We start from the raw sequence: 23,741 nt of genomic DNA, 5'->3' as shown, positions 1-23,741 counted from the left end.
CGTGCTACGCTTTTACAATAAATGAAAACGCTTGCAATAAAAACGGATAATTTTGTCCGGTGCGGTGGAAAATATTGAACAATCGTTATCCGACAAAAAAACTCGGGATTAGTGTATGATGAAAGTAGTTATGATATTCCATGAAGGAGTCTGATGCAATGTCCCTACAGTTCACGATTTTATTAATTGGCTTATTGTTGTTTACAGCAGTCTGGACGACGAAATTGTCGAGTCGTCTCAATATTCCGGCTCTCCTGATTTTCATTGCCCTTGGCATGATTGCCGGCAGTGACATTACCGGGTTCATCCGGTTTGATGATGCCGAGCTGGCACAGTTACTCGGTACGGTGGCGCTGATCATCATCTTATTCGAGGGAGGTCTTCAAACGGCTTGGAAAGAAGTTAAGACCGAACTCTCACCCTCTCTGTCACTTGCCACGTTTGGTGTCTTCATTGCGACGACAATCGTTGCCGTGGCGTCCCACTACATTCTCGGCTTCAGCTGGGCTAATGCTTTTCTCCTTGGTGCCATTGTCGGATCAACGGATGCTGCCGCGATTTTTTCAGTACTCAGCGGGCAATCCGTCCGGCGAAAAGTCGGTTCAACGTTAGAACTCGAATCCGGGACCAATGATCCGATGGCTGTTTTTTTGACAGTCTTCTTCCTGGAATTCGTGACGAATCCAAAAGAGGCTTCACTCGTTTCCGGCTTAACTTCGTTAGTCTGGGAAATGGTGATCGGTCTACTGCTCGGTCTGTTCATCGGCTGGATTGCTTCGACACTACTTAACCGGATTGATCTCAGTTCCTCGAGCTTTTATCCGATTCTTTTAATGTCGTTCGCCTTTCTTTCGTTCGGTATTGCCGATACGATTCATGCCAGTGGTTTCTTAGCCGTCTATGTGACCGCCATCTACATCAGCAATCATGAATTGGTTTACCGTCAGACGCTTGTCCGTTTTACGATGAGTATGGCGCACTTGGCCCAAATCGGGATGTTTATCGTGCTCGGATTACTCGTCTTCCCGAAGCAGTTGCTTGATCCGCAGGTGATTCTATCCTCGATTGCCCTTGCATTGATTTTAATCTTCATCGCCCGCCCGGTGTCGGTCTGGCTCAGTCTGCTTCCCTTTAAATATTCTTGGCAGGAAAAAGTGTTTGTTTCCTTCGCCGGTTTAAAAGGAGCAGTTCCGATCATTCTTGCGACGTATCCGCTTGTCGCCGGCATCGACAACGCCGGAATGATTTTTAATATCGTCTTTTTCACCGTTCTGTTATCGACGTTAATTCAAGGGAGCATGCTGACGTTCCTCGCCGATCGCCTTCATTTGAACGACACGGGTTCTTCCGCCATTCAAACGGTTATCGAGTTCATGTCGATTGGTAAACCGAATGCGGAAATCATCGAATTGACGATTCCGAATTCCCATCCATTCGTCGGGAAAGCCATCATGGATATTGATCTTCCGCAGGAATTTTTAATCACGGCAATCATCCGGGACGACCAAATCGTGACACCTCGTGGAGACACGATTTTTGAAGGTCGGGATCAGTTGCTTCTATTAACTCCGAAACACCGGATTAAAACGCTCAAACGATTTTTATTCCCTAAAACTCCATGAAAAAAGGGCTGACTTAAATAGTCAGTCCCTTTTTGTATTCTTAACGCTTCGATTTCAAGCGGCGATACATGATGTAGCCGATGATTCCAACGACAATGATGCCGAGAATCCACCATAATTCCTGTTCAAGCCCCTTCAGCATGGACTCTGCCCGTTCCACCCCGAACTTCTCTCCCAGCCAAACATAAAAAAACGAAACCGGGAACAAACCAATGCTCGAGGCGAGGACGTATCGTTTGAACGACAAGTTAAACAGACCACACGGAATCGAGACGACCGAACGGACGACCGGGAAGAAACGACCGAACAAGGCAGACCATGAACCGTATTTCGATACGATTCGTTCTCCCTGAATGATTTCCCGTTCCTTGATCATCAACCATTTTCCGTAGCGAACCAAAATCGGACGTCCGGCGTAACGACCGAGAAAGTAAAATAGCGTCGCGCCCATCAGACTGCCGATGAAACCGATTAGGACAGCTGCCGTCCAACTGATCGTTCCGTTTGAAACATACAGACCGAGTAACGGCAAACCGACTTCAGCCGGAATTAATTCCGTCCCGAGTCCAAGAATCATAATTCCTAAAAACAGCCAGAGATTCGACTCTCCGGCTGAGAATAACCATTCCAGCATCCAACCACTCCTCTAAATCAGCCTCGTGCAGGACGAAGAAGATAATAAATGATGACGACGAGCGTCGTCCAGACTCCTGTAAAAATCCCGATGATTCCGACGATAAAGAAGCCCAGTGCCATCATTGATCCTGTACGCTTGTAATCACGCCACATCGTCCGCAATCCTTTGATGTTAAACCAAAGGAACGCGACGAACAGCAAGGCAAGCACTAATCCTGTAATGAGTATCGCTGACATGTCTTCACCTCTCTCTTATTAGTTCATATGCCCATTATAACGTGTTTTCACACGTCTTTCCTCAGTCTGAGGTCGGATGAACTTATTTTGACACATAGAAAAACCGTACTGCCATCCATAAAGTCATGGTCAGCAGTACGGTTTGTCATTATATCTATCAGTACATCACTCGTTCTTACAGCAGGTGCACACCTTGCTCACGGTACGACGCGCGTGTTTCTTCCGACCAGACCGACGCCTGAACTTCACCGATGTGACGTTTCTTCAAGAGGAACATCGCCATCCGGGATTGTCCGATTCCGCCGCCGATTGTCAGTGGAAGTGTTTCTGCCAGTACCCCTTGATGGAACGGGAAATCGAGTTTCGCATGCTCGCCTGTCGTCTCGATTTGTGCGAGTAACGTTTCACGGTCGACACGAATGCCCATCGATGAAAGTTCAAATGCACCGATTTCCGGATGATGGACTAGAATATCGCCGTTGAGTGTCCAGTCATCGTAGTCAGCCGCTCGGCCGTCATGTTTTTCTCCGGACGCTAAGGCTCCACCGATTTGCATCAAGAAGACAGCCCCGTATTCTTTAGTCACTTCCGTCTCACGCTCTTTCGTCGAAAGCGTCGGGTACGCATCTTCCAGTTCCTGTGTCGTCATGAAATGGATTGTTTCCGGTAAGATCGCTTCAATCGCGAGCTGTTCTTCGACTTCACGTTCCACTTGACGAATCGATGCGTAAATCGCTTGCACCGTTTTCTGCAAGTAGTCGATTGTCCGCTCTTCTTTTGAAATCACACGTTCCCAGTCCCACTGATCGACATGGATCGAATGCGTTTCATCCAATACTTCGTCGCGGCGGATGGCATGCATCAATGTGTACAAGCCTTCGCCTTTTGCGAATCCGTATGTGTGGAGTGCCTGGCGTTTCCACTTCGCAAGCGATTGAACGATTTCGAGTTCTGCCTGATGATCAATCGCATCAAAGCGGATGACGCGTTCAGTTCCGTTCAGGTGATCGTTGACTCCGAGTGTGCTTTCGACGAATAACGGTGCTTCGACGCGTGTCAATCCGAGTTGGGCTGAGAATTGCTCCTCAAAGCGTTTTTTTACAAGTGTGATAGCTTCCTGTGTCTGTTTCATCGATACGAGTGTTGTCATGGTAATCTTCCTCCTCAATTGTGTGTTTGAAAAAGAAGCCATAAAAAAGAGCCCTTCTCTCCCAAGAATATGGGACGAAAGACTCGGTTCCGCGGTACCACCCATGTTAACAGCTCAGCTGCTCACTCAAAAGACTGATGATCAATTATCATCTCAATCTTCGGCCATATGATAACGGACAGGCAACTCCGGCTACGCCTACTGACTTCAGTGTTCGGGTAGCGACTCCGGGATGTTCTTCGCAACTTGTTTCCGACTGGGCTCTCACCGCCCCCAGCTCGCTAATCCGGTTTTACAAGATGTTACTCTTCCCTTCAACGTCGTTGTTACAATTGAATTGAGAACATCGTACACCATCCGGCAAGTATTTGAAAAGCCTTTTTTTCAAAAAAAAATAAAATAATCTGACTAATCAGATTAACCAATCAAAACAAAAACGTTCCCGCAGAAGCGAGAACGCGCTTACATATCACTTGATGGAACCACTCGTAATTCCTTGAATAATTTGCTTTTGCATGGCGAAGAAGAACAGTAACAACGGAATGATCCCAAGAATCAGTCCGGCTAACGCCAAATCCCATTGCTTTGTATATTGGCCGAAGAAATAGAATGTCGCAAGCGGAATCGTCCGCAGTTCGACATCACGTAACATCAGCGATGGTAACAAGAAATCATTCCAAATCCATAGTGTGTTCAGGATGACAATCGTTACCGTGATCGGTTTAAGCAACGGGAAGACGATCCGCCAAAAGACACCCCACTGCGAACAACCGTCGATAATGGCTGCCTCTTCAATCTCTTCCGGAATCGATTTCATGAATCCATGATACAAGAAAATCGATAGACCGGAACCAAAGCCGAGATACATTAAAATCAGACCCCAATAACTGTTTTGCAGTCCGAGATCCCCTGACAGTTTCGACAATGGAATCATAATCGACTGGAATGGAATGATCATCGCGGCGACAAACAGGAAAAAGATAATCGTCGACAGACGGCTTTTGGTCCGAACGAGTTTCCAGGCGGCCATCGAACAGAAAATCACGATGACGGCGTTGGCACCGACCGTGATGATGACGGAGTTCAGGAACACTTTCCCGAAATTCATCGCTTCCCAGGCATTCGTATAGTTTTCCGTAATCCATTCTTTCGGAAGACCCGATGTATTCGTAAAGATATCCCCTTGCGTCTTAAACGAGTTCGAAATGACATAATAAAACGGAATCATATACAACAAACCCATCAACAAAGCGGCAATCTCCACAGTTCCGAGTCGTACGGAATAACGGCCGCGCTTTTTCGGTGCCGGTTGCTCCGGCTTGAGCTCCGGTTTCGGTAAAGGTTGTGCGGTACTCATGCTTCCACCTCCCGTTTTTTCGTCAAGTACACTTGGGTGACGGTAATCGCGGCAACGACCACAAAGAAAATGATGGCTTTGGCGGAACCGAGACCCAGATTATTGTTTGTGAATGACTCTTTATAGATGTTCAGCGCCAGCATTTCCGTTGATTTAAACGGACCGCCGTTCGTGAGCGATAAGTTCGTATCAAATAGTTTGAAGGACCAGGAAATCGTCAGGAACAGACAGATCGTGACCGACGGCATGATCAGCGGAATCGTAATGTTCCGTAACGTCGACAGGCGGTTGGCTCCGTCAATTTTGGCTGCTTCGATCAGTTCCTGCGGGACATTTTGCAAGGCCGCAATATAGATGACCATGATATATCCCCCGCCTTGCCAAATCGAAACGATGACAATACCCCAGAAACCGGTTCGAGCGTCACCAAGCCAAGGAAGTTCGAATAAACTCCAACCTGTCAGTTCTCCAATCGAAGCAAATCCTTTAACGTAAATGAACTGCCAGACGAATCCGAGAATCAATCCGCCGATTAAGTTCGGCATGAAGAAAATCGTCCGTAAGAAATTTCGAGTCCGAATATTTTGCGTGAGTAAAAACGCTAAGATAAATCCAACCAGATTCGTTAAAACCACGGCTACGACGGTGTATTTCGTCGTCAGCCAGAAGGACTGTTGGAACTGTTCGTCCACCGTGAACAGCCGGGCATAGTTGTCAAACCCAATCCAATTTAACTCACCGGTAATTCCGTTCCAATCCGTGAATGAATACATGACACCATTAAAAAAAGGTACGAGAACGATTACTGCGAACACCAAAAAGACGGGTCCGACAAACATCCAAAATTCAAGTCCGCGCTTTACTTTTTTCTTATTGCTTACTGCCATTGCTCATCCCTCCTCTATCCCTAGACTACGCAACTTTCCATAAAATGAAAACGCAACCATTTGACCCATTGGGTGGAATATATTGAACGATTATTTGGCGTGTCCGTTTCAGATAAGCTACTATTAAGGAAATATAGAGAAACTCATCTTGAGAGGAAGATTACGCCATGGAAAAAACGATTCGTTCTGATTTAGAAATTGCCCAGCAAACCATCCTACGCCCCATCTCCGAAATCGCCGAACATATCGGATTAACTGACGCGGATTATGACACGTACGGAAAATACAAAGCAAAGTTGACAGATGGACTGGTGAAACGATTGGCGACGAAAGCAGATGGAAAACTGATTCTTGTCACGGCAATCAATCCGACGGCTGCCGGAGAAGGAAAATCGACAGTCACGGTCGGACTGGGTCAAGCGTTACACCGACTCAATCATAAGACGATGATTTGCTTGCGCGAACCGTCACTCGGACCAACGATGGGATTAAAAGGCGGAGCATGCGGCGGCGGATACAGCCAGGTCTTGCCGATGGAAGAAATCAACCTTCATTTTACAGGTGATATGCACGCCATCACTTCAGCCCACAACACAATCAGTGCCCTGCTCGATAATCATCTTCATCAAGGCAACGACTTACGGATTGATCCGCGTCGCATCACGTGGAAACGTGTCCTTGATCTGAATGACCGCGCCTTGCGACAAATCACGATTGGACTCGGCGGACCGGCCCACGGCGTTCCGCGTCAGGACGGGTTTGATATCACGGTCGCTTCGGAAATCATGGCTGTTCTCTGCTTAGCGGATTCCATCACGGATTTAGAGGAACGCATCAGCCGAATTGTCGTTGCCTATTCGTACGACCAACAGCCGGTGACAGTCAAGGATATCAAAGCTTCCGGTGCTGCGACATTACTCTTAAAAGAAGCCTTCCGTCCTAATCTTGTCCAGACGGTCGAAGGCACACCGGCTTTGATCCACGGCGGTCCGTTCGCAAATATTGCCCACGGCTGTAACTCGCTGATCGCGACCCGTACTGCTTTGAAATTGAGTGATTATGTCGTTACGGAAGCCGGCTTTGGCGCCGACCTCGGTGCGGAAAAGTTCTTTAACATCAAATCAAGGATTGGTCATTTACATCCGGACGCCGTTGTTGTCGTCGCGACCGTCCGTGCATTGAAAATGCATGGCGGGGTGGCAAAAGATCAATTGGCGGAAGAAAATTTAGCTGCTTTAGTCGAAGGGCTGGCATTGCTCGAGAAACACGTCGAGACAATGGATCTGTTCGGTGTCCCGGCCGTCGTCGCCTTGAATCGTTTCGCAACCGATACCGATACGGAACGCGAGACAGTGCTTGAATGGTGCCGTGAACGGAACATCCGTGTAGCGGAAAGCGAAGTCTTCAGCCAAGGGGGAGCCGGCGGAGAAGCTTTGGCTGAACAGGTCTTTGAGGCTTTGGAGGAAGAGAGTCAGTTTACACCGCTTTATCCGGCTGAACTGCCGCTGACACAAAAAATCGAACGGATTGCCAAACGGGTCTATGGTGCAGCAGATGTCCACTTCGAAGAAAAGGCATTACGTGAGCTTGAACGTTGCACCGAACAGGGACTCGGACATCTGCCGATCTGCATGGCAAAGACTCCCTTCTCGTTGACGGATGATCCAAGCAAGTACGGACGTGTCGAAGGATTTACGATTACTGTCCGTGAAATCAAACCATCCATCGGTGCGGGATTCATCGTCGCCTTGACCGGGAATGTATTAACCATGCCGGGTTTACCGAAAATACCGGCTGCCAATAAGATGGGAATTTCTGAAGACGGAACGATATACGGACTTTCTTAATCAGGGAAGGATGATAGATGTGACAATCGACCATACACACTGGGTTGCATCAGACGGCTATACGACGACGATGCATCTGTTAGAAGCTACTGCTCCGAAAGGGGTCGTCATTGTTTTCCACGGCATGATGGAACATGGCGCGCGCTATCAAGAGTTTGCTGAATTTCTTTATGCCCACCATTATCACACGATCATCCCGGATTTACGTTGTTTCGGTGCACGTGCGCAGCAACTGGAGTCACTGGGGCATTTGGAGCCGAATCATGGTTTTGCGCAACTGATACAGGATGCTGAAGAACTGGTTTACGATATCAAGGACCGTTATCCGGATTTGCCGATTTTCGTATTCGGTCACAGTTTCGGGTCGCTTATTTCAAGACGCCTCGGTCAGACACTTGGTCATGAGCTGGCAGGTATCATTGCAAGCGGTCCTCCGACGGACAGCGGTTTACTTGGAACCGTCAGTCAAAAAATTGTCGGACGTCTCATCGAACAAACTTCTTCTCAGCATCCTGCTGAAGGAATCAGTAAGCTGATTTTCGGCCGGTACAACTTACGTTTCTTCCCGGCACTCTCATCGAATGCCTGGTTATCTTCCGATCCTCAATCGGTCTTACGTTACGACGAAGATCCTTTATCGGGACAAACCGTAACTCTCGGTTTTTTCCATGAGTTGCTGGCGGCGACCAAATCCGTCAACTCACTAGCTTATCTGTACCAACACCCGCGCCATCTGCCTTTGTTGCTGATCGCCGGGGAAGATGATCCGGTTGCCTTTGACGGTAAAGGAATCCACACGCTGTTTGACGCTTACAACCGTGTCCGTGTCGAAGGCGTTCAACTCACCGTCTACCGTGGATTGCGGCATGAGTTATTCCATGAGTTCGAACGGATCCGCGTCTTTGCAGATATCGCGGGCTGGCTGAACAAACAGGTCGGCTCACATCCGCTTTCTTCCATGCGCCAACAAGGACATCAATAAGAAACGGGGTGCTCTCAGTTGAGAGACACCCCGTTTTGTCCTTAATGGATCCAGCTTAATGATAAAATCATCGCTTCGATTTCTTCTAGTTCCAACGATTCCCGATCTGCAGAATACGTCAATAGAACAAGTCGCTCTCCGTCTGAGTAGGCATAAATCCGGATGAAGACGCCTTCTTCTTTTCCGTCTACAGCAAGAAGTGCTTCTTTAGATGAGTTCCGACGTGCTTCGAGTGGTCCCGTAAGTTCAATTCCAAACTCTTCCACCAGTAAATTGATTTCCTGTTCCGCCGCTTCAAAAGGTGTGAGTTCTTCTGCATCCGACTCATAGATGGATAATTGTAATGTTCCCATCGCGTTTTCTTCTGTCGAATAAAAACTGACGAATGTTTCTTCTTCTTGATATTCAAACGTTTTTGGATATTGCAGTGTAATCCAATTATCGACCGTGTACTGTTTCATATGATTTCCTCCATTCGATTTATCTCGTCAAAATGTATGCCGGTCACGGCCAGTTGCTGGAAACACCGTGCTAGCGTATCCGAGAGGAAAATACGTTCCGTACGTTCATCCCGTAAGATGTGGTGGGGACCAAGCGAGGTACTGATGATTCGCTCCGTCATGAAGTAGACTTGTTTTTTCCGAAGCGTGCGGAAAATCTCCGTCTTATGTAGATGTTCCACCCGTCTTACCGCTAGAATATTGATGAGATAGTAATTGACGAGTCCCGTTCGTGTCTTCAATTGGACACGGAGACATTGGACGGAAAACGGTGTCAGCCGCTCCAACATCTGTTTCATCCGTTCAGATACTAATGGGATCCTCAATTCGTTCGGAAGCACGTCCGGTAGCATATCTGCATCCTGTTCGATTGAAAAGGCAAGTAAGCTTGCGTTCAGAAACCACTCTCCTGTCGTGAAGCGATAACGATCGATTTGATGGTGACATGTCGCCATCCATCCTTTTCCCATCAGCTGTTCGCTCCAAACTCGAACTTTGTTCACCAGTCATTCGCTCCTCTTTCCATCCTCAGCCACTCACTTTCGTTACAGGAAGCCCATGTAAACGATTTAGCTCTTATTATTGTACACATAAAATCAAAAGAATTACCTTTTTTCATAAAAGTTATGGAAATAAACGCTTTGCTATGCTACTATATTTCATGTAGCAACTCTTGCGGGTGTAGTTTAGTGGTAAAACCTCAGCCTTCCAAGCTGATGATGAGAGTTCGATTCTCTTCACCCGCTCCAATTTATGACATAACATAGGTCACGACACATAGGTCAATGACTTTTATGCCTTCGAGGGCAGACGGCTTGCAACTTGCAAGTCGTCTTTTTTGTTGTCTCCAGGATAGATTTCCCCTGCTTTCGGGTATAGTTCGATATAAAACGTTACATCCTGAAAAGAGGAGGACTCTCATGATTCAAATGAAGATGCCCGGCGTCATGGTCTACCAAAGTACATTAATGAAAACGACCTCGACTTTGATTGAGACTCCCGATTGTCTGATCGTCGTTGATCCGGGTTGGTTACCGGACGAGATCGCAACGATCCGCCGTGATGTGGAAATCATCCGGCACGATCGGCCTCTCTATATCGTGTATACGCATGCTCATTTTGATCATATTCTAGGAGCTTACGCTTTTAAAGATGCAATTGCGATTGCTTCCCGTCGTTTCGTGGATGTCGACCGGACAGCAGCGCTTGAAGAAGTGCAGAACTTTAATGACGAGTACTACATCGAGTCTCCCGTTCTGTTTCCGGATATCACACATGTCATCGAAGAATCCGAAACGACGTTGACGATCGGTAAAACCAAACTGATTTTTTTCCTGACTCCCGGTCATGAATCAACCCATTTGTCTTTTGTCGTCATGCCGCTTCATCTCCTTGTCTGTGGTGACTATGCCTCCGACGTCGAAATTCCGTTGATTGAACATGATTCGAGTGAATACTTAACGACCCTTGAATTACTCGAATCCTTTATTTATGAATATGAGGTAAAGTTACTTATTCCGGGACATGGTCATATTTGTGACGTTCGCACGGAAATGATTGAGCGGCTTCATTTGAGTTACGACTACATCTTGGCCTTACGTGCACACAAAGAGTCGGACTGGTCGCCGTCGTGGCAACGCACGTCCTTCATGGGACGTCTGCACGAAAAAAATAAACGCCAGATTACGAAAGAACAGACCGAGCAACTCGCCCGGCGGCAATACGATTAAAACAAAAAGACAGGCTGTTGTTTCCACAAAGGAACAGAGCCTGTCTTTTCTGTTAATCCATTACTCCAATCAGTTCAATCATTAAAGCTTTTTGCGCATGAAGGCGGTTTTCCGCCTGATCAAATACAAGGGAGTGACTGCCGTCAATGACTTCCGCTGTCACTTCTTCCCCGCGGTGCGCCGGAAGACAATGCAGGAAAATCACATCCGTTGCTGCTGACGACAACAACGTTTGATTCACTTGATAGCCTTCGAATGCTTTGAGACGTGCTTCCGACTCCTCTTCCTGACCCATACTGGCGAATACATCACTGTAAATGACATCAGCACCGGCAACCGCTTGAACAGGATCCGTATATTGTTCAATCTGTCCTCCGGATTGTTGTGCCAGCATCTTCGCCTGGTCAATAATCGTTTGATCCGGTGCATAAGCAGCCGGACTACAAATTCGAACGGTCATTCCACTTAACGCGCCGCCTAACAGCAATGAATGAGCCATGTTGTTTCCGTCCCCGATATAAGCCAATATCTTTCCCTTCCGTTGACCAAAATGCTCCTCAATCGTCAGTAAATCAGCCAAGACCTGACACGGATGATGAAGGTCCGTCAATCCGTTGATGATCGGAATCGTTCCGTGCGCTGCCAACGTCTCGACCGTTTCATGTGCAAATGTCCGGATCATCAAGGCGTCGACATAACGGCTCATGACTTGAATCGTATCGCTGAGGGACTCTCCGCGACCAATCTGCATATCCGATCCGTTTAAGACGACCGGATATCCTCCCAATTCGACGACACCGACCTCAAAAGAAATCCGTGTCCGCGTCGATGCTTTTTCAAACAGCAACGCGACTTTTTTTCCGGCAAGTGTTTGGGCATATGTCGCTGGAGAAGCTTTAACGTCTTTCGCCAGTTCCAATAGATCGGTCAGTCCTTCTGCTGTCAGTTCTTCCAGTGTCAGCAAATGCTTTAATCGTTGTGTAGTCGTCATTGGATTCGCTCCTTTTGTGTCGTCCATTCGGATAATGGCTTAACGGTACACATCGGTATCGTTTGGACGGATTCGAAGTATTGGGCAAGATGTTCTTCAGTAATGACAATCGCTCCTTGGGCCAGCGCTTTTTCCCGTTGTTCCCGTTCTGATTCTGATTTCGAGAAGAACACAAGACACGTATCAAACTCGGTATCCGGCTGAACTGCCGCTCCTTCTGACCACGCGTCTGTTCCCGCTCCACAGATTCGAAGCGTTCGCTTGGCCATCGCTGTTTTAGTCGTCTGGTCGAAGACGAACCGTTCTTTGGCAAGTCCCGCTTCCGTCCACTGCAATGTTTCCCCGGTCGAACGCATGACCGGACCGGTCATCGGATCGACACCACGCAGCTTCAGCGTCGAGAATACCGGTGTCTTGACCGCATGGAACGGTAACGTCAACCGGTTTGCCGGCAAGGCTTCAACCTTCATCCCGATGGCGGCTTGAACCGCCCACTCGAGCAACGGTTGTCCCGTCACCTTTGAGACAATCGGCAAGGTACGCGAAGCCCGTGGATTAATTTCGAGAACATAGACGGTTTGATCTTTTACGACGAACTGGATGTTGAAGGCACCTTGGTAATCCAGATGTTGACCGATTGTTTGCGCAATCTGTTCGATTTCATCCTGTAAGCTTGCCGGAGCTGAGACAGGCGGCAAAATCATCGTGGAGTCGCCGGAGTGAACACCGGCGGCTTCGATTTGTTCCATGATGACCGGTACGTAGGTCGTCGTCTTGTCTGAAATACAATCGACTTCGAACTCGTGTCCTTCGATATAGGCATCCACCAAAATCGGAAACGCCATTTCCGGCAATAATTTTTCTAAATCGGTTGCTGTCGTTAACCGGTGCATTCCTTTTCCACCAATGACGTACGATGGACGGATCATCAGCGGATACCCCAGTTCCTTGACGATTGCCGTCAATTCTTCCTCGTTCGACACTTCCTGACCCGGTATACGGTCAATCTGAAGTCGATCCAAGAATTGATAAAAACGATCACGGTCTTCCATTTCGTCAATCGTGTCGGCTGTCGTTCCTAAGAGCTGGTATCCTAACTGTTCGAGTTCTGCAGCCAGCGTAATGGCTGTCTGTCCACCAAACTGGACAAGCACCTGCCGGCATTGTTCTGCTTCCAGTACATGAACAACATCTTCAATCGTCAGCGGTTCAACGTAAAGACGGTCCGCCACTTCAAAGTCGGTCGAGACGGTTTCTGGATTGTTATTGATCATGATGGTTTCATAACCGGCTTTCTGTAAAGCACGAACAGCATGAACCGAACAATAATCGAATTCAATTCCCTGTCCGATCCGGATCGGTCCGGCGCCGAGAACGGCAACCTTTTTCCGGCTCGACGGAGTCACTTCCGTTCGGCCGGACCAACTGCCGTAAAAATACGGTGTCAGACTTGAAAATTCCGCCCCACAAGTGTCAATCATTTGAAAACTTGGTTGAATTAAAAAAGTATTCCGTTGCTGTTGCACGACTTCAAGTGGAACGTCGGTAATCTGTGCGATCTGCTGGTCTGTAAATCCGAATCGCTTTGCCTGTTGAAGCGATTCTTTGGATTCCAGATCCAATGATTCCTGCATCAGGATCAATGTCTCAAGCGTCGTGAGGAACAGAGACTGGATCTGCGTTTTTTCAGCCAATTCTTCGTGCGTCGCCGCTTTTCGATCGAGCAATGCCAGCATGGCCAATAACCGGCGATCCGTGATTTGATTGACTTCCTGCCACAAGACCTCCGTATCGGCCTGCTTCATCCAATTCGGATATAACGGCGCTTGTTCGATTCCGGCACCCCGCCATGCTTTTTGCAAGGCTTCCTCGAGTGTCTTGCCCATTGCCATGCTCTCTCCGGTCGCCTTCATCTGTGTACCGAGCGACCGGTCACTTCCCGGGAAAAGATCAAACGGGAAACAGGGCACTTTAGCCGTGACATAATCCAGGACAGGTTCGAAACTGGCCATCGTTTCCTTTGTCACCGGATTGATGCAGTCATCAAGACGCTCACCGAGCGCAAGACGGGTCGCTAATTTTGCAATCGGATATCCCGTCGCCTTGGAGGCTAAAGCAGAAGACCGACTGACGCGGGGATTGACCTCAATGACATAGTAGGTCTGTTCTGTCGGATGGATTGCAAATTGGATATTACAGCCACCGACGACACCGAGCGCAGAAACGATTTCCCGCGATGCCGTCCGTAAGATTTGATTCATTTTATCAGAGATCGACTGGATCGGTGCAAAGACGACCGAATCTCCCGTGTGCACGCCGACCGGGTCGATATTTTCCATATTGCAGACGATGATTGTCGTATCAAAGGCATCCCGCATCACCTCGTACTCGACTTCCTTATAACCAGCAATGCTGGCTTCGACGAGACATTGTGAAATCGGACTGGCCTGAAGTCCATTCGCCGCAAGTTTACGGGCTTCTTCTTTTGTTTGAGCAATCCCGCCACCGGTTCCACCGAGCGTAAACGCCGGACGGACAACAAGCGGGACGCCCGCTTTTTCCATGAACCCTTCCAGTTCCTCCAACGTCTCGATCGTCTGACTGATCGGGAGCGGTTGATCCAGTTCCAGCATCCGCTGTTTAAATCGTTCACGGTCTTCCCCGTCTCGGATCGTTTCAAGGGATGTCCCGAGCAGTTTGACTTGATACTGATCCAGTACTCCTGCTTCTTCGAGCGATAGTGCTAGGTTCAAGGCGGTTTGGCCGCCGACTGTTGCCAGTAAATGGGTCGGGCGTTCACGTTTGATAATGGCTGTCGCTTTTTCAAGCGTCATTGCTTCGATATAGATATGGTCCGCTGTTGAGGGATCCGTCATGATCGTAGCCGGATTCGAATTCATCAACATGACCTCGCATCCCGCTTCCCGAAGTGTCTGACATGCCTGTGTACCCGAGTAATCAAATTCCGCTGCTTGACCAATCACGATTGGACCTGATCCGATGACCAGGACTTTTTTAACTTCCTGCATATGCTACCTCCTGCTTTAAGATGCCCGCTACGAATTGATCAAATATCACCATCGCTTCCAGTGGACCGGGATGAGCTTCCGGGTGAAACTGAACCGTCAAAATAGGATGCGTCGGATGAAGCAGTCCTTCAATCGAGCCGTCATTGATATGTTCATAAGCGACGTTCAGTTCAGAATTTTGCACGCTGTCCGCTTGAACGACATAACCATGATTTTGTGATGTCATGAAGACACGTCCGGTTTTCAACTGACGGACCGGATGATTTGCCCCGCGGTGACCATGGTGTTGCTTTTCGATTCGACATCCGAAGGCCTTGGCAATCAGTTGATGCCCCATGCAGATGCCAAGCGTCGGATAGGCAAGTGCCAGTTTCTTGATTTCTGGAATCAAGTGATCGAGTTGGCTCGGATCTCCGGGTCCATTCGAAAAAAGTAACCCGTCAGGCTTTAATTCATCGATGACTGTTTTCGGTGTATCGAACGGCACGACCGTCACTTTCATCTGACGCTCCTGCAAGGCTTCAATCATCGATTTTTTCACCCCGTAATCGAGACACACGATATGTCCGGCCTCGTAATCGGTTGGATAAATCTCCGGCTGTTTGGTCGAGACAGTGGCAATCAAGTTCGACTGTTCCTGAACAGATGATGTCCCGCATGTGAGGATACCGATCTGATCCCCCTGATTGCGTAAATGATGGACCAATGCCCGTGTATCGACTTGTGTTAAAACTGGGATATCCGATGCTGCCAACCAATCCGCCAAGTCTGACCGTAATCCGTTGTTCGCTAAGGTCTGAACGACTACACCGGATACTTGAATCTGACGGCTTTCTGAATCCTGTTCTGAAATTCCGTATTGTCCAATGAGCGGGTAGGTAAAAACGATGATTTGTCCCCGGTAGGAAGGATCGGTCAATACTTCTTGATAACCGGTCATTCCCGTGAAAAATACAACTTCTCCTTGAACGGACGAGGAACCAATCAATTCACCTGGATATACGTGTCCATCCGCTAATGTTAATGCCCCTGTTCCTTTCACATCATGACCTCCTGTTGACATACTGTTTTGATTTTTTCGACCGCGAGATCAAGCTCCTGTTCCGTGACGCACAATGAAGGTAACAACCGAATGACATTCGGTCCCGCGCTGACGACGAGCATTCCGGCTTGTTGCAACGCTGTAATCAGGGATGAAACCGGTTCATGAAATTCAATTCCGATCATTAGTCCGCGTCCCCGCACATCAACGACCATCGTCTCCGGCAATTGCTTCAGTTGTTGCATCAAATAAAGTCCTTTTTGTTGAACTTGTTTCATTTGTTGCTCGTTTAGCAAGACGTCCAGTGTCGCTTCTGCCGCTGCCATTGCCAACGGATTCCCTCCGAACGTCGATCCGTGGGTACCCGGTGTGAAAACAGCCGTTGCTTCCGGTGTTGTAATGATGGCTCCGACCGGGAATCCGCTTCCGAGACCTTTTGCCACGGTAATGATATCCGGCTTTAGCGGCGTCTGTTCAAAAGCGAAACGGGATCCGGTTCTTCCGATTCCTGTCTGGACTTCATCGATGACTACCTTCACATCATACTGTCGAGCTTTCTCCATCAACGCTTCCAACCAGGCATTTTCCGCTACGATGACACCGCCTTCTCCCTGAATCACTTCAAGCCAAACGGCAGCCGTCTGATTCGTAATCATTTCAAGACTGTCAAAATCGTTAAAGGTCAGATGCTTGAAATCCGGAACCATTTCTCCGAACCCGGCTTTAATCTTGTCTTGACCCGTTGCTCCCATCATGGCAAAGGTTCTTCCATGAAACGACTGACTGAACGTCAGGATTTCTTTTTTCTGTGTCCATTTCCGAATCAGCTTAAATGCCCCTTCATTCGCTTCCGTCCCGCTGTTACAAAAAAACACATGGCTCAAATGACTGTTTTCCGTCAACATCGCGGCAACACGTTCCTGTTTACTGCTCATGAATAAATTAGACGTATGCCATAATTTTTGAAGTTGTTCTTGTAACGCCTGTTCCACATGCGGGTGTCGATGACCGGTGTTGCAGACGGCAATTCCCATCACGAAATCCAGATAGTTTTTGCCTGCTTTGTCTTGTACGAACGATCCGTTCCCTTCGACCAATTCAATGTCATGACGTAAATACGTCGGTAGTAAAGCGCTCATTGGTTTCCTCCTTGATCCGTGTCCCTTGGCTCGTCACGTCGTGTCCGGAACGAATCTTGACCTGATGTATCCCTTGTCGGACCGCTTCGATGACGGCTTCGACTTTCGGAATCATTCCTCCGTTGATTTCCGTTGATTCGATTCCCTCCTCCAGTTCCGCGACCGTCACCTCTGACTGGAAGGTGCCATTCAGCCGGACACCAGATACATCCGTCAGTAGTTCGAATTCATCGACAGCGAGTCCTTTCGCTACAGCAATCGCACAGGTGTCCCCATTACAATTCAACGTCCCTTCCGTCCCTGTAATCAGGGAGGTGACGACAGGAAGGAATCCCGATGCCATCAATGTCGTAAATAACTTCGGATTAATCTGTGTCACTTCTCCGACTGCTCCGAACGTCGGTTGCTGCTCCCCCCGAATACTGGCTCCGTCAATTCCCGTCAAGCCGATTGCCGGCAGCCCGTTTTCATTCAATGCATAGACGATTTTTGATTGCACTTCTCCTCCAAGCACCCGTTCCGCTCCCAGCAGAACCTGCTCTGTCGTCACCCGGATCCCGTTGTTGAATTCCGCTTTAATATTCATGTCCCGGCAATAAGCCGATAAAGCCGGTCCACCACCGTGGAGGATGATCAATTCATTTTTCTCGGCAAGCCACTGACTCCATTCTTCGTAATAACGCGGGTCCAGCTGTTCGAAGACACTTCCGCCCAGTTTGATCAATTTACGTTTCGTCATGTCCGGTAACTCGCATTGATTTTGATATAGTCATACGTCAAGTCACAACCGAACGCATGACCGCTGGCAGGTCCTTGATTTAAATTCACTTCGATTTCCACAACCTCTTGCGCCAGTTCACGGGAAGCCAACGATTCGTCGAATAAAACCGGCATGCTGTGACGCAGAACCCACTGGGAACCGATCCGGATATCAATTTGTCCGACATCAATCGGTTCATCGATACTGCCGACCGCTGCGATGATCCGGCCCCAGTTCGCATCTTCACCGAAAATCGCTGTTTTCACGAGGGAAGACCCTACAATCTGTTTGGCAATTTTCCGGGCAGTCCATTCGTTCGCCGTACCATGGACGTTGACTTCAATCAGCTTCGTCGCCCCTTCTCCGTCACGTGCAATTTGTTTCGCTAAATCTTGACATACTTCCTCGACCGCTTGTTGGAACTGCTCGATTTCGTCCGTCTCCGGTTGAAGCGGCTGTGTTTGTGCGGCTCCACTTGCAAGAATCATCACCATGTCATTCGTCGAACTGTCACCGTCGACGGTGATACAGTTAAACGTCCGGTTGACCGCAGACTTCAAGATGTCCTGTAGTAACGGTGAAGGAATTGAGGCATCCGTCGTTAAAAAACCAAGCATCGTCGCCATATTCGGATGAATCATGCCCGAACCTTTGGCCACTCCGCAGACCGAAACCAACTCGCCGTTTAACCAGATTTGACGTCCGGCCGTCTTCGTACCGGTATCGGTCGTTAAAATAGCCAGGGCAAAATCATCGGCTTGTTCTTCACCTTCATCCGGCTGTAACTGTTCAATTCCTTGAAGTAACGTATCGATTGCGAGCGGCTGTCCAATGATGCCGGTCGAAGCGATGACGACATGTTCCTGTGCCAATTGAAACTGATCGGCAATGGCTTGTTGGGAAGCATAGGCATGTTCGAGTCCGAGCTGACCTGTACAGGCATTGGCATTCCCGCTGTTGACTAAAACGGCATGGACTTTTTCACCCGATTTCGCCATCGCCTCTTTCGTTACAGTAATCGGTGCAGCCTGGACCTGATTGGTCGTGTAGACAGCTGCCGCATCGGCACCCGCTTCACATAATAAAAGAGCTAAATCTTTCCGTTTGCGTCTGAGCCCGACATGAACTCCCGTCGCCTTGAATCCTTTTGGTGTCGTCACGGTCAATGGTGATGTCAGTTGTATATTTAACATATTCATGGTCCCCTCTATATAAAGAATGGCTGTTGTGTCAGACCTAGTGTTTCTGGATATCCGCCAATGACATTGGCATTTTGAATCGCTTGTCCTGCTGCGCCTTTTTGCATGTTATCCAGCACGGATACGACCGTCAGTCTTCCCGTACGTGTATCCAGATAGACCGAAATGTCACAATAGTTGCTTCCGGCTGCCGATTTGATTTCCGGATCCGTTTGTCCGACACGGATAAAGGATTCCTGCTTATATTTTTCAATGAACCATGTCCGCCACTCGGCTTCCGTTTTTTCAACGAGGGGCTGCAACGTCATCGTCGCCATGATGCCACGGTTGAGTGGCACGAGATACGTAGCAAGTGACACGGTGATCTGTTGTCCGGTGATGTCTTCAGCAATCGATTCGATTTCCGGAATATGTTGATGTTGGTTCATTTTGTACAATCGGACATTTTCGCTTGATCGAACGTGGTGTGTTTGTTCCGTCAATGTTTTTCCTGCTCCCGACAAGCCGGAGCTCGCATGAATGATGATTTGCGACGGATCAATCACCCGCTCTTCTAATAACGGTAATAACCCAAGTAAGACAGCCGTAGCATAACAACCCGGATTGGCAATTAAACGACTGTCCTTGATTTGCTCCCGCTTCCATTCCGTCAGTCCGTAGGTTGCTTTTTTCTGGAGAACCGCATCGACGCCTTCATGGGGATACCATTTTTCATACAATGATTTTTCAAGACGCAAGTCTCCGCTCAAATCGATGACCGTTCCTTTCCAGTCATCCAGCTGTTTCAGATATTTCGTGGAAATTCCGCTCGGCGTCGCTAAAAATAAAAGATCTGTTTCCACCGCTTCAATTTGTTCCAGTGAAAATGCTGTCAGTACAGGAAATTGTTTATTATTCATGAAACTGTATAAATCATTCATTTCCTGATTGGTTTGCGAATCGCTGATCAATGAGACGATTTCCAAATGAGGATGTAATTCAATCAGGCGTATCAGCTCAATCGCAGCATATCCGGTCGCACCTACAATCGTACATTTCATCGTCGAAACCCCTTTGCCCTTAAATGATAATTCGATTTAAACATATGTATATTTATACTGTCAAATGAATTTTTATTTATTTTAAACATAGAAAAAAGGCTTTGATCAATGACATCTCAATAGATGTGACTGATTAAAGCCTTTTTTTATCCGAAATGAAATTATCTTTTTTCCGCCCGTTGAGCGACCATGTGATCAATTCCGTAAACACTGGCTCCCATTAACGCAATGACTACGACAAAAATTGCAGTAAACATATGTATCTCCTCCTGTTCACAAAATCGACATCTCTTATTTCCTATTGTGCAAGATTTCTGCCGAAAAAGAAAGCGTTTACGACAAATTTTCGTCACATTTTCTATTTATCCTGTCATTTAGAACGGAATCCAGATAGTTGACGAATGAATTCATATCCTTTAACATAACAACTGTTCTTCATTTTACTTTCGTACGTAAAAGCAAACAAGCATAAACGCAACATAGAATTTAAGGAGGTGGAAGCATGCGTATGTCTTTTCGTGAATCCGCAGCTGTCCTAGGAATTAGTATCATTATCTTATTATCCGTTATATTCGGTGCTAAAGCCGAACCGCATCTCGCTATCTTATCCAGTTTGATTTTTGTCGTCGCCTATGCCGCTGTCCGCGGCTTCCGTTATGAACAACTGGAACAACATATGATTAACGGAATTCGTGAAGCCATCAAACCGATCTTAATCATGTTGCTTGTCGGTATGACGATTGCCGTCTGGATGATGAGCGGAGCTGTTCCGACACTCCTTTACTACGGACTGGAAACACTTTCTGCAACATGGTTCGCACCAAGTGCTTTAATCATTACGATGATCGTTTCGACGTTTACCGGGAGTTCCTTTACAACAATCGGAACGGTCGGTGTTGCTTTGATGGGAATCGCAGTCGCACTTGGTGTTAATCCGGCCCTTGCCGCCGGTGCCATCATCAGCGGTGCCTGTTTCGGAGATAAGATGTCCCCTTTATCCGATACAACGAATTTTGCACCGGGAATCATCAATGTCTCGGTCTTTGATCATATTCGTTTTATGATGGGCACAACAATTCCTGCCATTACAATCACGTTCATTCTGTTCTTTATCTTCGGACGGGGAGACGGTTCGATTGATTCACAAACTATCGGCTCCACCCAACAGGAATTGACGCGTCTGTTTAATCTCTCGCCATGGACACTGCTGTCACCGTTACTCGTAATGATTCTTGCATTACGTAAAACACCCGTCGTTCCGACTCTGATTGTCGGCGTCCTGAGCGGTCTCCTGTTGACTGGATTAACACAAGGCAACTGGAACATCGGACAATGGATGAGCGTCATCCAAAACGGATTAAAGATTGAAACAGCCAATGACACCGTTGCAAGTATCGTCAGCAAAGGTGGTCTCCAGTCGATGATGTGGTCCGTTTCACTTGTCATGCTTGCCCTAGCTTTCGGTGGTGTCCTTCGTGGAATTGGCGTCATCGATGTCATTATCGAAAACACGGTTTCAAAATTAAAACGGGACGGCAGCATCATCTCATCGGCTGCACTCGCTTCAATCGGCGTCAACTTCATGGCCGGTGAACAATACTTGTCTATCCTGTTACCCGGTCAAGCGTTTAAACAGATCTTTAAAGACCGTTCGATTGATCCGCGTTTTCTCTCACGGGCTCTCGAAGACGGTGGAACTCTTGTGAATCCGTTGATTCCTTGGGGTGTATCCGGTGCGTTCTTCGCCTCGACACTCGGTGTCCCAGTTACTGCGTATGTTCCATTCGCCTTTTTCTTGTTACTGTCGCCTTTCTTCACTTTCGTTTTTGCCTTTACCCGCCCTACCAAACAAGCTGCAAAAGATTTGGCAGCTTAATCGACGGATTTCCTGAAGCAGAACTGAACAATCAGTTCTGTTTTTTTCTTGAAGATTACTTGAAAATATATTTCTTTTCACTTTGTTTAACAAATATTGTACAGAATTCAGCAATTACAAATAAACATGTGTAAATTCAAAAGGAAATGGGAATATACCAAACATAAGATTAAAAAATTACAGCGAATTATAAAAAGAGAAACTTGCACCTGATCCTAAGGATGCGTTCGATGTAATTTTGTAGGAGGAGTTCGATTATGATCAAACGTGGCACACTGGAACGGCTTGATGGAAAATATGCTGTTCTTCTCTGGGAGAATGGTTCAAGTTTCATCCCACGCCGCTATTTGCCTACTGAAGCAAGGCTTGGTGATACAATATTATTCGACGGATCTAATTATTCAATTGATGCAACTAACTCTACCCAGTCTTCCTTTCAAACGTTTTCGTTTCGGCAAATGGGTTGACACTTAAAAAGCCATCTGACCGCTTAAAATGACTAGCAGACACGTTGTCTCGAATAGTCGTTTCTTGCGACAGATGGCTTTTGTCTGTTAACGAATCTGGAGCGTCTGTTCAGCGCAGCTTGGACAGGGCGTTTGGGTGAGCTCATCCAAAGAAAGTCGAACCAAAACAGAATTATCTTGTTCACAGCGATGGACCGGTTCAATGATTGCCCCTTTCAAAAACAAGGCGCACCAAAACCGGGTGGAGATTTGCTGACAGGTCGGACACTGAAAGACATCATATTGATGCGGTACCCATCCGTCTTCAATCTCCTCAATATGGGCATGGTACGTCCGAATCAACTCGGCCCGTATCCGGTCATCAATTTTTTGGCGACTGACGAGCGGCTCTTGATACGGTGGAACAAATAAAAAAGGCAATGCTGATGCGTAACTTTCCATTCCATACGTCAACACCGACGGAAATCCTTTCCACTCTTCCTGCTGACCGATTTCAATGATTTGACGATACGTACATACCGCACAATATAATTCCATCCGGTTATCCTCCGATCTTCCGCACCATCTCTTTCAACATCTCTTGCGTAACGGGTCCGACATGTTTTCCGACAATCGTCCCTGTTTGATCAATAATGTAAGTCGCCGGCATCGCCACTAACTGATACGTTTTTTCCGATTGTCCTTTCGTATCATAAAGTACCGAGTACGTAATCGGTGTTTTTTTCAAAAACTGTTTTACATCACTCAACCGTCTTTCCGCAGTCGTCACGTTGATACCGTACACCGGGATTGATGTCGATTTGGCAAAGGCATTTAATTCCGGTATTTCCTGCTGACAAGGGGGGCACCAGGTTGCCCAAAAATTAATGACGATGAGCTGATCCGTTAAATCAGACAAATGAATCATTCGACCGTCTTGTTCTATTTCGAGGTCAGGCGCTTTCATTCCTGTTTCAAGTCCACCCTCTGCTTGTTGTTTTGCTTTCATTTGTTGTTGGTCCTGTTTCGTCTGATAGGCGCTGTAACTTGTATAGGCAATTCCCGAAATGATGATTGCTGCCATCAGATACACTACATATTTTTTCACTGATTTCGTCACTCCTCTATGTATGTAGTGTAGCAGAATCGCCCGCTTGATTTGTGACAAAAAAGGCAGACTGGTGCTGACTTTTTTTCCGCTCGGATGAAATATATTTGACGTACAAAAAAACAGGAGTCGGATGTTCTCCAACTCCTGTCAACGATTTTCA

The 23,741-nt window shown here is 47.5% G+C and carries 22 protein-coding genes, 1 tRNA gene and 1 other annotated feature; of the genes, 7 read left to right on the top strand and 16 right to left on the bottom strand.

Going from position 1 to position 23,741, the window contains the following annotated elements; all coding sequences use genetic code 11:
• Positions 1-158 precede the first annotated feature (158 nt).
• Positions 159-1,622, top strand: a complete 1,464-nt coding sequence (locus tag KNP91_RS12890) for a potassium/proton antiporter (protein WP_214766438.1) — start codon at positions 159-161, stop codon at positions 1,620-1,622.
• A 40-nt stretch (positions 1,623-1,662) separates the two neighbouring features.
• Here KNP91_RS12890 and KNP91_RS12885 read toward each other — a convergent pair whose 3' ends face one another.
• The 5 genes from KNP91_RS12885 to KNP91_RS12865 form a co-directional block, all read right to left on the bottom strand.
• Positions 1,663-2,256, bottom strand: a complete 594-nt coding sequence (locus KNP91_RS12885) for a DedA family protein (protein ID WP_012369489.1) — start codon at positions 2,254-2,256, stop codon at positions 1,663-1,665.
• Between the two features lie 17 nt (positions 2,257-2,273).
• On the bottom strand, positions 2,274-2,495 hold the full coding sequence (locus KNP91_RS12880) for a hypothetical protein (protein WP_214850368.1): 222 nt from the start codon (positions 2,493-2,495) through the stop codon (positions 2,274-2,276).
• A 175-nt stretch (positions 2,496-2,670) separates the two neighbouring features.
• Positions 2,671-3,645 (bottom strand): aspartate--ammonia ligase, encoded by a 975-nt coding sequence (gene asnA / locus KNP91_RS12875; protein ID WP_012369487.1) that lies wholly within the window; start codon positions 3,643-3,645, stop codon positions 2,671-2,673.
• Positions 3,646-3,712: 67 nt separating this feature from the next.
• Positions 3,713-3,972: a binding site (T-box leader), on the bottom strand.
• 142 nt (positions 3,973-4,114) lie between these two features.
• Positions 4,115-5,002 (bottom strand): carbohydrate ABC transporter permease, encoded by an 888-nt coding sequence (locus KNP91_RS12870; RefSeq protein WP_012369486.1) that lies wholly within the window; start codon positions 5,000-5,002, stop codon positions 4,115-4,117.
• Positions 4,999-5,889: a carbohydrate ABC transporter permease gene (locus tag KNP91_RS12865; protein WP_214850349.1), complete on the bottom strand. Its 891-nt coding sequence runs from the start codon at positions 5,887-5,889 to the stop codon at positions 4,999-5,001. Before KNP91_RS12865 ends, KNP91_RS12870 begins: the two co-directional genes overlap by 4 nt.
• Before the next feature lie 167 nt (positions 5,890-6,056).
• Between KNP91_RS12865 and KNP91_RS12860 the strand changes: the two genes are divergently transcribed.
• Complete coding sequence (locus KNP91_RS12860) at positions 6,057-7,736, top strand: formate--tetrahydrofolate ligase (protein WP_214766441.1); 1,680 nt, start codon at positions 6,057-6,059, stop codon at positions 7,734-7,736.
• Positions 7,737-7,746: 10 nt separating this feature from the next.
• Entirely contained in the window at positions 7,747-8,718 is a 972-nt protein-coding gene (locus tag KNP91_RS12855; protein ID WP_214850347.1) for an alpha/beta fold hydrolase, read from the top strand.
• Positions 8,719-8,759: 41 nt separating this feature from the next.
• Here the strand turns inward: KNP91_RS12855 and KNP91_RS12850 are convergent, their stop codons facing one another.
• Together KNP91_RS12850 and KNP91_RS12845 are read right to left on the bottom strand one after the other, a co-directional pair.
• Positions 8,760-9,179 (bottom strand): hypothetical protein, encoded by a 420-nt coding sequence (locus KNP91_RS12850; protein ID WP_214767353.1) that lies wholly within the window; start codon positions 9,177-9,179, stop codon positions 8,760-8,762.
• Positions 9,176-9,721, bottom strand: a complete 546-nt coding sequence (locus KNP91_RS12845) for an imm11 family protein (RefSeq protein ID WP_261966374.1) — start codon at positions 9,719-9,721, stop codon at positions 9,176-9,178. The genes KNP91_RS12850 and KNP91_RS12845 overlap by 4 nt, the downstream gene beginning before the upstream one ends.
• A gap of 172 nt (positions 9,722-9,893) precedes the next feature.
• Here KNP91_RS12845 and KNP91_RS12840 point away from each other — a divergent pair.
• A tRNA-Gly gene (locus tag KNP91_RS12840) sits at positions 9,894-9,967 on the top strand.
• A 171-nt stretch (positions 9,968-10,138) separates the two neighbouring features.
• The gene (locus KNP91_RS12835) at positions 10,139-10,948 is read left to right on the top strand and encodes an MBL fold metallo-hydrolase (RefSeq protein ID WP_012369480.1); all 810 of its coding nucleotides are present in this window, start codon (positions 10,139-10,141) and stop codon (positions 10,946-10,948) included.
• Between the two features lie 52 nt (positions 10,949-11,000).
• On the opposite strand, the gene argF is transcribed toward KNP91_RS12835, so the two are convergent.
• The 7 genes from argF to argC are packed head-to-tail and all read right to left on the bottom strand — an operon-like array spanning position 11,001 to position 20,148.
• The gene (gene argF / locus KNP91_RS12830; RefSeq protein ID WP_214767349.1) at positions 11,001-11,939 is read right to left on the bottom strand and encodes an ornithine carbamoyltransferase; all 939 of its coding nucleotides are present in this window, start codon (positions 11,937-11,939) and stop codon (positions 11,001-11,003) included.
• Positions 11,936-14,968, bottom strand: coding sequence for a carbamoyl-phosphate synthase (glutamine-hydrolyzing) large subunit (gene carB / locus KNP91_RS12825; protein WP_214850345.1), 3,033 nt, complete (start codon positions 14,966-14,968; stop codon positions 11,936-11,938). Before carB ends, argF begins: the two co-directional genes overlap by 4 nt.
• Positions 14,955-16,010: a carbamoyl phosphate synthase small subunit gene (locus tag KNP91_RS12820; RefSeq protein WP_214850343.1), complete on the bottom strand. Its 1,056-nt coding sequence runs from the start codon at positions 16,008-16,010 to the stop codon at positions 14,955-14,957. The genes carB and KNP91_RS12820 overlap by 14 nt, the downstream gene beginning before the upstream one ends.
• Positions 16,007-17,149: an acetylornithine transaminase gene (locus KNP91_RS12815; RefSeq protein WP_214850340.1), complete on the bottom strand. Its 1,143-nt coding sequence runs from the start codon at positions 17,147-17,149 to the stop codon at positions 16,007-16,009. The genes KNP91_RS12820 and KNP91_RS12815 overlap by 4 nt, the downstream gene beginning before the upstream one ends.
• A complete protein-coding gene (argB, locus tag KNP91_RS12810) occupies positions 17,115-17,888 on the bottom strand; it encodes an acetylglutamate kinase (RefSeq protein ID WP_214850336.1) in 774 nt (257 codons plus the stop codon). Before argB ends, KNP91_RS12815 begins: the two co-directional genes overlap by 35 nt.
• Complete coding sequence (argJ, locus tag KNP91_RS12805) at positions 17,885-19,102, bottom strand: bifunctional glutamate N-acetyltransferase/amino-acid acetyltransferase ArgJ (RefSeq protein ID WP_285801108.1); 1,218 nt, start codon at positions 19,100-19,102, stop codon at positions 17,885-17,887. The genes argB and argJ overlap by 4 nt, the downstream gene beginning before the upstream one ends.
• A gap of 14 nt (positions 19,103-19,116) precedes the next feature.
• A complete protein-coding gene (argC, locus tag KNP91_RS12800) occupies positions 19,117-20,148 on the bottom strand; it encodes an N-acetyl-gamma-glutamyl-phosphate reductase (RefSeq protein WP_214767338.1) in 1,032 nt (343 codons plus the stop codon).
• Between the two features lie 502 nt (positions 20,149-20,650).
• On the opposite strand from argC, the gene nhaC reads away from it, so the two are divergent.
• Both nhaC and KNP91_RS12790 read left to right on the top strand, forming a co-directional pair.
• Positions 20,651-22,024, top strand: coding sequence for a Na+/H+ antiporter NhaC (gene nhaC, locus KNP91_RS12795; protein WP_214850329.1), 1,374 nt, complete (start codon positions 20,651-20,653; stop codon positions 22,022-22,024).
• Positions 22,025-22,281: 257 nt separating this feature from the next.
• Positions 22,282-22,491, top strand: a complete 210-nt coding sequence (locus KNP91_RS12790; protein WP_012369470.1) for a DUF3006 domain-containing protein — start codon at positions 22,282-22,284, stop codon at positions 22,489-22,491.
• 87 nt (positions 22,492-22,578) lie between these two features.
• Here KNP91_RS12790 and KNP91_RS12785 read toward each other — a convergent pair whose 3' ends face one another.
• Together KNP91_RS12785 and KNP91_RS12780 are read right to left on the bottom strand one after the other, a co-directional pair.
• Complete coding sequence (locus KNP91_RS12785) at positions 22,579-23,028, bottom strand: hypothetical protein (RefSeq protein WP_012369469.1); 450 nt, start codon at positions 23,026-23,028, stop codon at positions 22,579-22,581.
• A 4-nt stretch (positions 23,029-23,032) separates the two neighbouring features.
• Complete coding sequence (locus tag KNP91_RS12780; RefSeq protein WP_012369468.1) at positions 23,033-23,578, bottom strand: TlpA family protein disulfide reductase; 546 nt, start codon at positions 23,576-23,578, stop codon at positions 23,033-23,035.
• Positions 23,579-23,741 lie beyond the last annotated feature (163 nt).

The sequence above is a fragment of the Exiguobacterium sp. s138 genome, from assembly GCF_018618775.1.
GTDB lineage: Bacteria > Bacillota > Bacilli > Exiguobacteriales > Exiguobacteriaceae > Exiguobacterium_A > Exiguobacterium_A artemiae.
This window is presented reverse-complemented; position numbering and strand designations above follow the sequence as displayed.

Coding starts and splice junctions, on each gene's coding strand:
- KNP91_RS12890 (WP_214766438.1), top strand. CDS start 159: ATGTCCCTACAGTTCACGATTTTATTAATTGGCTTATTGTTGTTTACA.
- KNP91_RS12885 (WP_012369489.1), bottom strand. CDS start 2,256: ATGCTGGAATGGTTATTCTCAGCCGGAGAGTCGAATCTCTGGCTGTTT.
- KNP91_RS12880 (WP_214850368.1), bottom strand. CDS start 2,495: ATGTCAGCGATACTCATTACAGGATTAGTGCTTGCCTTGCTGTTCGTC.
- asnA (WP_012369487.1), bottom strand. CDS start 3,645: ATGACAACACTCGTATCGATGAAACAGACACAGGAAGCTATCACACTT.
- KNP91_RS12870 (WP_012369486.1), bottom strand. CDS start 5,002: ATGAGTACCGCACAACCTTTACCGAAACCGGAGCTCAAGCCGGAGCAA.
- KNP91_RS12865 (WP_214850349.1), bottom strand. CDS start 5,889: ATGGCAGTAAGCAATAAGAAAAAAGTAAAGCGCGGACTTGAATTTTGG.
- KNP91_RS12860 (WP_214766441.1), top strand. CDS start 6,057: ATGGAAAAAACGATTCGTTCTGATTTAGAAATTGCCCAGCAAACCATC.
- KNP91_RS12855 (WP_214850347.1), top strand. CDS start 7,747: ATGATAGATGTGACAATCGACCATACACACTGGGTTGCATCAGACGGC.
- KNP91_RS12850 (WP_214767353.1), bottom strand. CDS start 9,179: ATGAAACAGTACACGGTCGATAATTGGATTACACTGCAATATCCAAAA.
- KNP91_RS12835 (WP_012369480.1), top strand. CDS start 10,139: ATGATTCAAATGAAGATGCCCGGCGTCATGGTCTACCAAAGTACATTA.
- argF (WP_214767349.1), bottom strand. CDS start 11,939: ATGACGACTACACAACGATTAAAGCATTTGCTGACACTGGAAGAACTG.
- carB (WP_214850345.1), bottom strand. CDS start 14,968: ATGCAGGAAGTTAAAAAAGTCCTGGTCATCGGATCAGGTCCAATCGTG.
- KNP91_RS12815 (WP_214850340.1), bottom strand. CDS start 17,149: ATGAGCGCTTTACTACCGACGTATTTACGTCATGACATTGAATTGGTC.
- argB (WP_214850336.1), bottom strand. CDS start 17,888: ATGACGAAACGTAAATTGATCAAACTGGGCGGAAGTGTCTTCGAACAG.
- argJ (WP_285801108.1), bottom strand. CDS start 19,102: ATGTTAAATATACAACTGACATCACCATTGACCGTGACGACACCAAAA.
- argC (WP_214767338.1), bottom strand. CDS start 20,148: ATGAAATGTACGATTGTAGGTGCGACCGGATATGCTGCGATTGAGCTG.
- nhaC (WP_214850329.1), top strand. CDS start 20,651: ATGCGTATGTCTTTTCGTGAATCCGCAGCTGTCCTAGGAATTAGTATC.
- KNP91_RS12790 (WP_012369470.1), top strand. CDS start 22,282: ATGATCAAACGTGGCACACTGGAACGGCTTGATGGAAAATATGCTGTT.
- KNP91_RS12785 (WP_012369469.1), bottom strand. CDS start 23,028: ATGGAATTATATTGTGCGGTATGTACGTATCGTCAAATCATTGAAATC.